This is a genomic window from Luteibacter anthropi (assembly GCF_011759365.1).
Taxonomy (GTDB): Bacteria; Pseudomonadota; Gammaproteobacteria; order Xanthomonadales; family Rhodanobacteraceae; genus Luteibacter; species Luteibacter anthropi.
Map to the genome: position 1 here is coordinate 161,288 of NZ_JAARLZ010000002.1, position 13,410 is coordinate 174,697.

Consider the following 13,410-nt stretch of genomic DNA (forward strand, 5'->3'; position numbering starts at 1 on the left):
CGCCGCTCATGAACATCTCCCGCCTCTTTATCCTGCGGCCGGTGGCCACGGCGTTGCTGATGCTCGCCCTGGTACTGGTGGGCCTGGTGGCCGTGCGCTTCCTGCCGGTGTCGTCATTGCCGGATGTGGATTACCCGGTGATCCAGGTGCAGACGTTCTATCCCGGCGCCAGCCCGTCGGTGATGGCCAATACCGTCACGGCGCCACTGGAGGTGCAGCTGGGCGAGATTCCCGGCCTGCAGCAGATGACCTCGACCAGTTCGGCCGGCGCGTCGGTGATCACCTTGCAGTTCGACCTGTCACTCAGCCTCGACGTGGCCGAGCAGAACGTGCAGGAGGCCATCAATGCCGCGTCCAGCCTGCTGCCCAGCGGCCTGCCTGCGCCCCCGACCTATGCCAAGGTCAACCCCGCCGATCGTCCGATCCTCACCCTGGCGGTGACGTCGGCGTCGATGTCACTGAACCAGATCGAGGACGTGGCCAACAACCGGCTGGGTTCGAAGATTGCCGAGGTGCCGGGCGTGGGCCTCGTGGTGCCTGCCGGCGGCAACGTGCCGGCCATTCGTGTCGAGGCCGATCCGAAGAAGCTTGCAGCCTATGGCCTCAACATCGATGACCTGCGTTCGCTGCTGGCCAACGTCAACGTCAGCCAGCCCAAGGGCAATTTCGACGGCCCGAAGCTCGACTACACCATCAACGGCAACGACCAGATTCGCGATCCCAAGGATTACCTTGCCACGGTGATCTCGTACCAGAACGGTGCGCCGGTCTACCTGCGCGACGTGGCGAATGTGACCCAGTCGGCGCAGAACACCGAGCTGGGCGCATGGTACGGACACCAGCAAGCCATCGTACTCAACGTGCAGCGGCAGCCCGGCGCCAACGTGATCGCCACGGTGGACCAGATCAAGAAAGAACTGCCTGCGCTGGAATCCACCCTGCCGGCCGGCATGAAGGTGGACATCGTCTCGGACAGCACGGGCGTGATCCGTTCGTCGGTCTCCGACGCTGCGTTCGAACTCGCACTGGCCGTGGTGCTGGTGGTGCTGGTGATCTTCGTCTTCCTGCGCAACCTGCCGGCCACCATCATCCCCAGCATCTCGGTGCCGGTGTCACTGATCGGCACGCTGGCCGCGATGTACGAGCTGGGCTATTCCATCGACAACCTGTCGTTGATGGCGCTGATCATCGCCACCGGCTTCGTGGTGGACGACTCCATCGTGATGATCGAGAACATCGTCCGCTACCTGGAGGAAGGCAAGACCCCCATGGAAGCCGCGCTGGAAGGCGCAGGGCAGATCGGCTTCACCATCGTGTCGCTGACTGTGTCACTGATCGCCGTGCTGATCCCGCTGCTCTTCATGGGCGGCGTGATCGGCCGCCTGTTCAAGGAGTTCGCGGTCACCCTGGCGGTCACCATCGTGATTTCCGGCATCGTGTCGCTCACCCTGGTGCCCATGCTGTGTGCCCGTATCCTCCGTGCTCAGGCGCAACGGCAACCCAGCCGCTTCGAACGCATCAGCGAATCTCTGTTCGACCGTCTGTTGGGTTCCTACGAGCGCGGCCTGCGTTTCGTCATGGCGCGGCAGACACTGACCCTGCTGGTCTTCCTGGGGACCGTCGCAATCACGCTGGTCCTCTACGTGGTGATCCCCAAGGGCCTGTTCCCCGTGCAGGACGTGGGCGTGATCGAAGGCATCAGCGTGGCCGACAACTCGGTGTCGTATGCCGCGATGGTAGAGCGACAAGCCGCGCTGGCCGATGTGCTGGTGAAAGACCCCGACGTGGCCGGTATCACGTCGTACGTGGGTATCGACGGCACCAACAAGACGCTCAACAATGGTCGTTTCCTCATTGATCTCAAGCCCATCGGGGATCGCTCCGGTACCGCCGCCAGCATTGCGCGACGCCTGCAGAAAGACACCGCCAACGTCGCCGGCATCAGGCTTTTCCTGCAACCGGAGCAGGACCTGACCCTCGACACCACCGTATCGCCCAACCAGTACCAGTTCGTGCTGCGCGGTTCGTCACAGGACGAGCTGGCGAAATACGTACCCGGACTGGTGAACCGGATGAAGGGCATCGCCTCGATTACCGACGTGACCAGTGACCTGGCCAACGATGGCCCGGCCGTAGACGTCGAGGTGAACCGCCAGCTGGCGGCGCGCTACGGCATCACGGCCGCCACCATCGACAATGCGCTCTACGATGCCCTGGGCCAGCGCATCGTCTCCACCATCTTCGAGCAGTCCGGACAGTACCGGGTGATCCTCGTGGCGAAGCCCGAGAGCCTGCCCACGGTCGATTCACTGGGCGACATCTACCTGCCGAGCCAGACCGGAAGCAGCGGACAGGTGCCGCTGAAGGGTATTGCGTCCATCCGCATCGTGAAGTCACCCCTGGCGATCAGCCATCTGGCCCAGTTTCCGGCCGTCACGCTTTCGTTCAACCTCGCCCAGGGCGCCTCGCTCAGTACGGCCGTCGCCGATATCGCCAGCGCCGAGAAGGCCGCAAACCTGCCACCGTCGGTGACATCGTCCTTCCAGGGTGCGGCGCAGGCCTTCCAGGATTCGTTGTCCAGCGAGGTGTATCTTCTGCTCGCCGCACTGGTAGCGGTCTATATCGTGCTGGGCGTGCTCTACGAGAGCTTCATCCATCCGGTCACGATCCTGTCGACATTGCCATCCGCCGGTATCGGCGCGCTGCTGTCCCTGATGGTCGCCGGTCACGATCTCGACGTGATCGGCATCATCGGCATCGTGCTGCTGATCGGCATCGTGAAGAAAAACGCGATCATGATCGTGGACTTCGCCCTGGAGGGTGAGCGCACGCACGGGAAGACGCCGGCCGATGCCGTATTCGAAGCATCGCTGCTGCGTTTCCGCCCCATCCTGATGACCACGCTGGCGGCCATGCTCGGTGCCTTGCCCATGTTGCTGGGCACGGGCACGGGTTCGGAACTGCGCCGGCCGCTGGGACTGGCCATCATCGGTGGCCTGGCCCTCAGCCAGGTACTGACTCTGTTCACCACACCGGTGGTGTACCTGTTCTTTGATCGCCTGGCTTCGCGCAGGCGCAAGGCACCGCAGCCGGCGATCGGGCCGCAGCCATGAACATCCCGGGGCTATTCATCCGGCGCCCCGTAGCGACCACGCTGCTGGCCGTCGCCATCCTGCTGTCGGGTGCCCTGGCGTATTTCAACCTGCCGGTGGCACCGTTGCCCAATGTCACCTTCCCGGTGATCGTGGTGCAGGCGAGCATGGCCGGTGCCAGTCCGGACATCATGGCCTCGACGGTGGCCGCACCGCTGGAACGCAGGCTGGGCTCCATCGCCGATGTGAGTGAACTTACCTCGACCAGCTCCGTGGGCTCGGCCATGATCGTGATCCAGTTTGGTCTGGATCGCGACATCAACGGCGCCGCGCGCGATGTGCAGGCGGCCATCCAGGCAGCGCGCGCCGACCTGCCGTCCACCTTGCGCAACAACCCCACCTACCGGCAGTACAACCCGTCCGATACGCCGATCATGGTGCTTGCGCTGACCTCGTCCACGCTCACGCGCGCCCAGCTTTACGACTCGGCCAATTCCATCCTCCAGCAGCAGCTGTCGCAGGTGGACGGGGTAGGCCAGATCACCCTGGGTGGCAGCGCGTTGCCCTCCGTACGCGTGGAGCTGCATCCGGACCAGCTCAGCAGCTACGGTATCGGCCTGGAAGACGTGCGCGCCGCGCTGGGCTCGGCCAACGCCAACAGCGCCAAAGGACATATAGACCAGGGTGACCAGCGCTTCGAGATCCTGTCCAACGACCAGATTCCGAAGGCCGCGCCGTATCGCGACCTGGTGATCGCCTATCGCAACAATGCGCCGGTGTTCCTGCGTGACGTGGCCGATGTGGTGGATTCGGCCGAGAACCTGCGCAATGCTGGCCTGTACAACGGCAGGGATGCGGTGCTGGTAATCGTGTATCCGCTGCCTGGCAGCAATATCGTCAGAACCGTGGGGCAGATCCGCAGGGTCCTGCCCTCCGTGGAAGCATCGCTGCCGCACGATGTCCACATCGGCATCGCCGTGGACCGTTCGCAGTCCGTGAGCGCCGCCGTGGACGATACCGAGCGCACGCTATGCATCGCTGTGGTGCTGGTGATCGGGGTGGTGTTCGTCTTCCTGCAATCACCACGTGCCGTGCTGGTGCCCGCCGCCGCGCTGCCGCTGTCCATCATTGGCACGTTCGGCCCCATGTACCTGCTGGGCTACAGCCTCGACAACCTGTCGTTGATGGCGCTGACCATTGGTACGGGCTTCGTCGTGGACGATGCCGTGGTGGTGCTTGAAAACATCGCACGCCATGTGGAAGAGGGCATGGAGGTGCATGAGGCGGCCCTGCGCGGCAGCGCGGAAGTCAGCTTCACCGTGATCTCGATGAGCCTGTCGCTGATCGCGGTGTTCCTGCCCATCCTGCTGATGCCCGGCATCGTGGGCCTCTTGTTCCACGAGTTTGCCGTGACGCTGTCCATCGCGATCCTCATCTCGCTCGTGGTCTCGCTGACGGTCACCCCGACCATGACGGCCTATGTGCTGCGGCGCCAACAGAAGGCTTCTTCCGGAGGGCGCTGGGCAAGCTGGGCCGGGCGCCAGTTCGACCGCTTTCGCGATGGCTACGACCGCTCGCTCGGCAAGGCACTGGAGCACCGTACGCTGGTGACCGTGATCTTCCTGGTGCTGATCGTGCTCAACGTCGTGCTGGTGCGCTTCCTGCCATCCACCTTCTTTCCCGAGCAGGACAACGGCATCCTCACCGGCCAGATCATCGCGGACCAGAGTATTTCCTTCCAGGCGATGCAGCAGAAACTGGCTCAGTTGCAAGGCATCGTGCAGCGCGATCCCGCCGTGGCATCCGTGGCCGGGTTCACGGGGGGCAGGGCGCTCAATACCGCCAATGTCTTCATCGAACTGAAGCCGCTGGCCGAGCGGAAGATCTCGGCCGCCGAAGTCGTGGACCGCTTGCGTCCCAGGCTCAACGCGGTATCCGGTGCACGCCTGTTGTTGCAGGCCGCGCAGGATCTGCGCATCGGCGGCCGCCAGTCTGCTGCGGAATACCAGTACACCTTGACCAGTGACGACGCGAATTCGCTGTTCGACTGGGTACCACGCCTGGTCGACGCACTGGGAAAGCAGCGCAGCCAGCTATCGGACGTGAATTCCGATCTTCAGCAGCATGGCCTGCAGATCTACATCAACTTCAATCGCGCTACCGCCGCGCGGTATGGTTTCGCGCCCAACCAGCTCGACAGCGTGCTCTACGACGCATTCGGGCAGCGCACGGTGTCCACCATCTACAACCAGCTGAACCAGTACTACGTGGTGATGGAGGTAGCGCCGCAGTACTGGCAATACCCGCAGATGCTCGACCGCATGCGTTTCAGCACGGCGGCAGGCAATGCCAGCGGTACCCAGCAGACGCAGATGTCGTCGGCGCTGGTGAAGGGCGTGACCCAGGCCGGGAGCACGGCGGGCAGCACGAACTCGCGCAACGCCGACGCCGAGGCCAACCAGCTCAACAACGCCATCGCCAACTCCAAGGGCGGCAGTTCGAGCGGCAGCGCGGACAGCACGGCCTCGGAAACCCTGGTGCCATTCCCCGCCATGGCGAGTTACGTGGGCAACCACACCGCCACGCAGGTGAGCCACCAGGATGGCCTGGTGGCCGCCACCATCTCGTTCAACCTGCCGCCCGGCGGATCGCTGAGCGCAGCGGCCGCCACCATCGACCAGGTATCGCGGCAGATCGGCATGCCGGCATCGATTCACGGCAGCTTCGCCGGTGCGGCGCAGGTGTACGGGCAGTCGATGTCCACCATGCCCTGGCTGATCCTCGCCGCACTGGCGGCGGTGTACATCGTGCTGGGCATTCTCTACGAGAACACCGTGCATCCGTTGACCATCCTTTCGACGCTGCCCTCGGCAGGCATCGGCGCAACCCTGGCCCTGCTTATCTTTGGCATCCCGTTCTCGGTGATCGCCATGATCGGCATCATCCTGCTCATCGGCATCGTGAAGAAGAACGCGATCATGATGATCGACGTAGCCATACACCTTCAGCGCGACGAGGCACTGGACGCACGCACGGCGATCCATCGCGCGGCGGTCATCCGGTTGCGGCCGATCATGATGACCACGGCGGCGGCCGTGCTCGGTGCCGTGCCCTTGGCCATCGGTCTGGGGCAGGGCGCCTCCCTGAGGCAGCCGTTGGGCATCACCGTCATGGGCGGCCTCGTGCTCAGCCAGATCGTCACCCTGTACACCACCCCGGTGATCTATATCCATCTCGACGGCCTGCGGGCCAGGCTGGCGGTCTGGTCCGCCCGCCTGCCGTGGAACCGCGCAGACGCGAGCGTACGGACATGAAGACATCCCACAAGACCCTCGTCGTCGCCATCGCGTGGCTGCTGCATGGCTGCATGGTCGGCCCCGACTACACCAGGCCCAGTGTCGCGATGCCTGCCAGCTACGCAACCCAGCCCGGCTGGAACGTCGCGCAGCCGGCGGACGACGCGCCCAAGGGCGAATGGTGGAAGGCCTTCCACGATCCGCTGCTGGATCAGCTGGAGCCCCAGGTCTCGGTCTCCAACCAGACCGTGCAGCAGAACTATGCCAACTACCAGGAAGCCCTGGCCGAAGTGCAGGAGGCCCGGGCCGGCCTGTTTCCCACCATTGGCATCAGCGGCTCGGCGACGCGCTCGCGTACCACCGCCGGCAGCCAGGCCGTGAATCCGGGCATCCGCACCTCGGGCTCGCTGGAAGGCAATGTCAGCTGGGCACCGGATCTGTGGGGCAAGGTGCGTCGTGGCGTGGAACAGAGCAAGGCCACGGCCGAAGCCAGTGCCGCCACGCTGGCAAATGCCACGCTGACGGAACAGGTCGCGCTGGCCAATGCGGTGATCGACCTGCGCGTCACCGATGCCAATATCGACCTGCTCACACAGACCGTGAATGCCTACAAGGAATACCTGCGCGTCGTGGCCAACCAGGGTGACGCCGGTATCAAGCCACCGTCGGACGTGATCACCGCACGGACGCAGCTCGAGAACGCACAGTCGAGCCTGATCGCGCTGGGCGTTTCACGCGCGAAGTATGAGCACGCCATCGCCGTGCTGGTCGGCAAGACACCGGAGGAACTCGCCATACCCCATGGCACCACGCTGCCCGAACTGCCTGCGGTGCCAGCTGGCGTGCCGTCGACCCTGCTGCAACGCCGGCCGGATATCTCGGTGGCCGAACGACAGATGGCTGCGCAGAATGCCGCCATCGGCGTGGCAATCGCCGCCTACTATCCGGACATTACGCTCTCGGGCGCGGATGGCTTCTCGCAGTCGCCGCTGGCTGGCCTGTTGCATATCGCCAACCATGTCTGGTCGCTGGGTGCGGACGTGAGCGAGACGATCTTCGATGGCGGCGCACGCAAGGGGCAGGTCGCTGCCGCGAAGGCCTCGTACGAGGCCTCGGTAGCGAACTATCGCGAGACTGTGCTCACGGCCCTGCAGAACGTAGAGGATGACCTGTCTGGCATCAGCATCCTGGCGCAGCAGGCGGCCGTGCTGGACAGCGCCGTGGCCGATGCGCGACGCGGTTCCGAAATTGCCTTCAACGAATACCAGGCGGGCACGGTCGACTACACCACGGCCGTCACGGCGCAGACCACCTTGCTGAGCACGGAGCAGACGGCGCTGAGCGTAAAGGAACAGCGCCTGCTCGATAGCGTGTCACTCATCGGCGATCTCGGCGGTGATGCCAGTCCGCCAAAGACGGGACACTGAGCTGAAAACGAGAAGCCCGGCGCTCAGGCCGGGCTTCTGCGGGTGGATCAGTCCAGGCCGGTCCAGCGATGCTTCTCTGCCATCGCCAGCGCGAGCTTCGGACTGCGGCGTGCGATGCGCTCGTTCTTCTCGCGCTCCGCACGGATCGCGGGCCACTCGGCCAGATAGGCATCGAGCGTGGCCTTGTCGGACACATAGCGCGAGATGGCCTCGGGCGTGGCCGAACGTAGCGCGACGGCGCCGTTGTAGCCACCGAAGCCCTGCGTGGCGCAGACCGCGCCACCGTTGGCATTGCCCTCCGATGGCGCCGCCTGGAGATCGAAGTGGCTGGCGACTTCGGCCAGATCCGGATCGAGACGGCGCAGGGTGGGCACGCCCGGCGCCTTACGACCCAGCACGAACTGCAAGGCCTGCGACACGGCCTTCAGGCCCGTCTCGCCCATGGTGTGGCCATCGCCGACGGCCTTGGGCGTGCCGACGAACAGTTTCGGGAGGTTGGCCTCGGCCACGCCCTGGCGCTGTCCCGCGCCACGCAGCGCCGCCAGCGCGGTACCGAGGTCGGTCTTGGAGTTGGTGCGGGTGCCTGTGGCATGCGCGGCGAGGTACTGGAAGTCGCGCACGCCGTAGCCGTGGCCTTCAAAGGCCATGTCCAGTGCCTGGACCAGAGCATTCTCGCCACCAAAACCCACGCCGGCGAAATGCGCCTTGCCGCCGGCTTCGGAGCTCTGGCCCCAGCCGACGATGATCGAGGTGACGTCGAGCTTGTTGCGCAGCGCGAAATCGAGGGTGGTGACCAGCAGGCCGGAACCGCCGTGGCCGACGACCGTGCCGTCGGCGTCGATGTCGAACGGGGCCAGCGAATCGTGCACGGTGCGTTCTTCGTCACCATGCGCGGCGTTTTTCGTGGCGAGCTTGTCGCCGGTCATGAGCGCGCCGCCGCCGAAGGCTTCCAGGATGCCGAAACGCGGCTGCAGCGCGGCATCGGCGGCCGTCAGCAGCACCATCTCGGGCTTCTGGTAGCCCGGGTAGTCAAACAGCAGCTGCGGCGCGACGTCCGCCAGTGCGATCAGGCTGGATGCGCAGGCGCCGACGGCCGTCATCGGTGCCTGGGGCACACGCATGAAGCCCACGTCGTCGGAGCGCAGCGACTCGCGCAGCTCGGGGTTCTTCAGCACGCGGCTGATGCTGTATGCCGGCGCAAGCATGGTCGAGACCAGCGCAGGCCCGTGCGAACCGAGTGAATGAGCCAGACGAACGGCGAAGGTATCCTTCGGGAAACCGCCTTCGGGCAACGGCGCGTCGGGACGCAGCCACTGGCCAAGGGCTTCCTGGCCACCGAAGGCCGTAGCCGCCGCCACACGAAAACCGAACGGCCGGGACACCAGCTCCGAGAGCGGACGCGGCAGGCCAGCCAGCGCACCGAGCGCGCCATAGGCAAACAGCTGAGCCTGGAGCGACGGGCTGAGCAACGGATCGTCCTGGAACAGGCCGTGCATATCCTTCAGCTTCGAGCCGCGGATGTCTTCGTAACGCAGGCCGGCCAGGCGACGCAGGCCCACGGTTTCCAGATCGTGCGGCAGCGGGGCCGCGATGTCGGTGACCACGCGCGGGGCGAGGTCACGCACGTTGGGCACGTGGCGGATGCCGCTGTTGCTGCGCAGGGTGCGGCCGTGCAGGCGCTCCAGCTCGTCGAGCGTGACCGGTTCGCCGGCCTGTTCGCCCGTGGCCCAGCGCATGCCGTCGGCCGCGTTGTCCGCCGCAGGGTCGAGCTCGACAAGGCCTGCATCGAAGGCCGCCAGGGGCAGGAATTCCGCGGACTGGGCCACGCGCGCCTGGTAGGTTTCCGTGGAACCCACCGCCGAGATGGAACAGGCGGTACCGACGGTGACGAGGACTTGGTCGCTTCTCAACATGTTCGGGTAATGACCGGTAAGACTAAACAATCAGTATAGAAGTATGAGCACCCTCGCGGGACCCACCAGCCAATTTAACCCGTCAGCGCGAACGCATCTTGTCTATCTCGTTGATTTGGCGATCTTTGGCTTGGGAGCAAAAAAGCCGCACCCCGGTGACGTCACCGGGATGCGGCCGCTCGGGAACCGTCGTGCCCGCTCAGCGGGCCGGCTTTGCCAGCACGACGTCGCGCACCCAGGCCTGCGCTGCGGCCGTGTCGCCGATGTCGCCTTCGAATTCCATGGCGGGCTTCTGGGGCTCGTTGTCGTTACGCTCGCGGCCATCGCGGGTCATGCTGGGTACGCTGATCGAACCGTTGCCACTGGGCAGTCGGGCGGCCACCGCTGTGCCGGTGCGCGAGTCCACGAAGGTCTCGGTACCTACCTGGGTCACGCCCGGGATACGCTTGAGTTCGTCCACGAAGCCGATACACGCACTACCGCAGCCATAGTCGGTGAGCACGATCACCCTGGCGTGGACGAGGCTGGCCGGTGCCGAGGAAGGCCTTGGCACATCGTGCCGGTTGGGCAGGTGGATGAAGCTTGCGCCACGCGCCTTTGCGGCATCCAGCAACCGGTCTTCGCTACCGTCGTCCGGCAGGCCGTCGAGAGGCGCCTTCGATGGTGCATCCGCCCCGGTCTCCGGCGGCGCGGGGTCTAGCTCCTTGCCCTTTGAAATCCGGTAAACAGGCGATATCTGCATACGTGCCCGCGCGTAGTAATCGACGTCTTCCGGCCCATAGAGCGAGCGAAGTACGCCCATGAACCATTCGTAGGGGCCGCCGCCATTGCCGCGCACGTCGAAGACGATCACCGATTTGTCACGGAGCGCAGGCGCCATCTTGTAAAGCGCTTCGAATTCGTCGGACTGCTTGCGATTGGCTGGCGAGAAATTGCCCAGCCGTACCCAGGCGCCGTTGTCGCCAAACGAAGAGACTGATACGCCGTCGTCGAGCTTTGGCTGCATGCGCGTGGTGACCTGGGTCATCTCGCCGGACGAGATGCTGCGCCAGTCCAGCTCCACGGTCTTGCCGCCGATCAGGCAATGGACCGGCCGGCTTACGAAGGGACTGTCCGCGTCACGGAAGATCAGGGGAGCTGCACGTGCACGGGTGGAGCCGAGTCCGGGAATGATCCGTTCGTACGGCGCGATTCGTTCGGCCCAGTCGGCCATCGGCACGCCATCACACGAGGTGATCTCCGTACCATCCGGCAACGATGCCACTTCCGACTGCGCCACCAGGAAACGGTGCCCCTGATAGTTGGCGAGGAACCCCGGCCATTTGAACGACGTCTGCGTCAAACGGATGCTCACGTAGGCATGGGCATCGTCGAACACCGCGAAGAAGTGCTTCAGTGTCTGCCGGTAGCCTTCGAAGCTGTCGACATGGCGCAGGTCGTCATTGGCCTGCCGCCGGGCCTTGTCGAGCGTGCGGGAGAACGCCGCAGGATCAGGGTATACCGCGAGGATCGAGTGTCCCTTGAACCACTGGATGGCGAAGTCGACATCCCTGTCGGCCATGATGGCCCAGGCGTTGCGCGCTGCTGCCTCCGGTGCCTTGGCGGCACAAGCGGAAGAGACCAGCGGCAAGGTTGTGAGCAGCGCGGCGGCAAGACGGGAAAGCAGGGGATTGGGCATGATGAAGGCACGGCTTTCCTCGGAAGATGATGCCTCTTCGCAAATACCGTGCCACGCCATGGCGACGCCGTACGGCGCGTTTCAGCGGGTCTCGACTGTCCGCGGACGTCCGCTGTCGGTTCCGCCCTCCGTCAGCGCCCTGTCGACGTCACCCTGACTTCGCCGGCCCGGTATCTGCACACGGATGATCTCTGTTCCCCGAGGCCGGCAACCATGTCATGCCAGGGACGCTATCCCGATGAGGATCGTATTGAATGGTCAGCGGCTTGCCTGCGCGCATGACCGACAGCTTCGCCGGCGTGTCCAGGCTCATGAACAAAGAGTAGATATCGACCGAGGTGTTGAGTACGTCGCCATCCTGAAGCCCTGCGCGGGCGGCGGGAGATCCTGCCTTCACCCCTGAAATCACGCCACCTGCGTCGAGACGCACTGGCTTGTCGAACCCAAGGTCGAACAAGCCGACCTGTTTTCGGGTACCCACCACGCATGCACCGAAGGTGTCTGCGGGAGGCAGGATGAGCCGGCCCGCCATCATCGCATGCCAGTCGTCGAGGGCCCAGGGAGCCACCTTATCCTTGAGAACGCCTTCCCAGATCTTGTCGTTCGAGGCAGCACCGGCACGAATGCGTCGGCTGGCCTCGTTGGTCAGGTCCAGCACCGTCACAGAGGCATGATGGGCCCGCAGCGAGGCTTCCAGGTTGGCCAGATACATGAAGCCACGGTTGTACGGCACGATCCAGGCGTTGCGCCCCGTCCACATGACGGATGGAATACGCTCATCAGGCACGTTACGCAGCGCATTGGAATAATAGGAAGCCGACATCTCGTTGATGGTGGCGAGGTAGTCACGCGCGCTGTACAGTCCCGCGTCGTTGGGCAGCTTCACCGAGAAATACTCGGCGGCGCCTTCGGTGTACCACAGCCCTCCATCGGCCGGCACATCGTCGAAACTGGCGATGAGGCTATGGACCATCTCATGCGCTACGAGAAAGTGAAGCGACGCCTTGGACGTGTCGTAACCTGACGGCAGGTAGAGCATGAAGGCGCCTTCGCTGGCCCGCCCGCTGTCCTGGCCGCCGCCCTTATACGAACGCACGAGGAAGTTGTAAGGCTTGTCGGCAGGCACCTTGAATGCCTTGCGCTCCACTTCATATGCCTTCGCTGTCCATGTGGCCAATGCATCGAGCTGTGATGGCTCCATGCCGAGCGCATAGACGGCGAAGTTTTTCGAACCGTCGTTGAGGATAGGCTTCTGCAAGGAGCCGGCGAGAAACACGACGAAGTTCAGCTTGTCGAAGCTGATTCTCGTGTTCGCATCCCCGTTGCCAAGGCTGGATACGGCCTGATGCCCTGCCGGGAGCTGCCAGTGCAGACTCAGCTGAACGTCCTTTGCCTTTATCTCGGGCAACAGCATGAAGCCGACAAAGGCGCCGGAAAGTCCGCCTCCGGCTGCCTGAAGATCAAGATGCGGCCCACGCTTCGGAGTGAGGGCGCGCGCAACCGGCACTGTATAGGCAACATGGACGACACCCACCGTGGGGCGGCTTGTCGACCAGACCTGATGCTCGGCATCCGTATCCTTGCGGATCACGGGTGCGGCCAGCGGAACCGGGCCCTTTTCGTCGGTAACGGCCAAGGCCGTGACCTGGTCGTCCACACGCAACAGGGAAGGGGACAGCGTGTCGAACACGAACGACGTCGGCGGGGCCTCACCGGGTGCGACGGATACGCTGTAAGTCACCCCGATGGCGCGGGCCTGCCCGTTCTGTCCACTCACCTCGGCCAGTTGCATGTCGATTCTTGGCGGGGATGATGGCGTAGCCGCCATACCAGTGCCCATGCCAGCCATGCTCAGTAAGATGGCGCAGGTGAACCATGCAGCACCCGACGATAGTTTGCTCATCACATTCCCAGGGAATATCTTGGCGTGACGCCATTCTGTCAGGTTATGCGACATCCTGAGTCAAGGGATTTGTTCACTATTGACTGGTGATGACGCCTGTA

The 13,410-nt window shown here is 64.4% G+C and carries 6 protein-coding genes; 3 read left to right on the top strand and 3 right to left on the bottom strand.

Going from position 1 to position 13,410, the window contains the following annotated elements; genetic code table 11:
- The first annotated feature begins 8 nt into the window (after window positions 1-8).
- Genes HBF25_RS03455 through HBF25_RS03465 form a run of 3 tightly spaced genes read left to right on the top strand, consistent with a single transcriptional unit; the run spans window position 9 to window position 7,815 of the window.
- Complete coding sequence (locus tag HBF25_RS03455) at window positions 9-3,113, top strand: efflux RND transporter permease subunit (RefSeq protein ID WP_166946554.1); 3,105 nt, start codon at window positions 9-11, stop codon at window positions 3,111-3,113.
- Complete coding sequence (locus tag HBF25_RS03460) at window positions 3,110-6,406, top strand: efflux RND transporter permease subunit (RefSeq protein WP_166946555.1); 3,297 nt, start codon at window positions 3,110-3,112, stop codon at window positions 6,404-6,406. The genes HBF25_RS03455 and HBF25_RS03460 overlap by 4 nt, the downstream gene beginning before the upstream one ends.
- Complete coding sequence (locus HBF25_RS03465; RefSeq protein ID WP_166946556.1) at window positions 6,403-7,815, top strand: efflux transporter outer membrane subunit; 1,413 nt, start codon at window positions 6,403-6,405, stop codon at window positions 7,813-7,815. Before HBF25_RS03460 ends, HBF25_RS03465 begins: the two co-directional genes overlap by 4 nt.
- A gap of 47 nt (window positions 7,816-7,862) precedes the next feature.
- Here the strand turns inward: HBF25_RS03465 and HBF25_RS03470 are convergent, their stop codons facing one another.
- The 3 genes from HBF25_RS03470 to HBF25_RS03480 all read right to left on the bottom strand — a co-directional run bounded on the left by HBF25_RS03470 (window position 7,863) and on the right by HBF25_RS03480 (window position 13,309).
- Window positions 7,863-9,728 carry a beta-ketoacyl-[acyl-carrier-protein] synthase family protein gene (locus HBF25_RS03470; protein ID WP_166946557.1) on the bottom strand — a complete coding sequence of 622 codons (1,866 nt, stop codon included), beginning with the start codon at window positions 9,726-9,728 and terminating at the stop codon, window positions 7,863-7,865.
- A gap of 199 nt (window positions 9,729-9,927) precedes the next feature.
- Window positions 9,928-11,466: a S41 family peptidase gene (locus tag HBF25_RS03475; protein ID WP_166946558.1), complete on the bottom strand. Its 1,539-nt coding sequence runs from the start codon at window positions 11,464-11,466 to the stop codon at window positions 9,928-9,930.
- Window positions 11,467-11,554: 88 nt separating this feature from the next.
- Complete coding sequence (locus HBF25_RS03480; RefSeq protein WP_166946559.1) at window positions 11,555-13,309, bottom strand: M61 metallopeptidase family protein; 1,755 nt, start codon at window positions 13,307-13,309, stop codon at window positions 11,555-11,557.
- Between the last annotated feature and the right edge of the window lie 101 nt (window positions 13,310-13,410).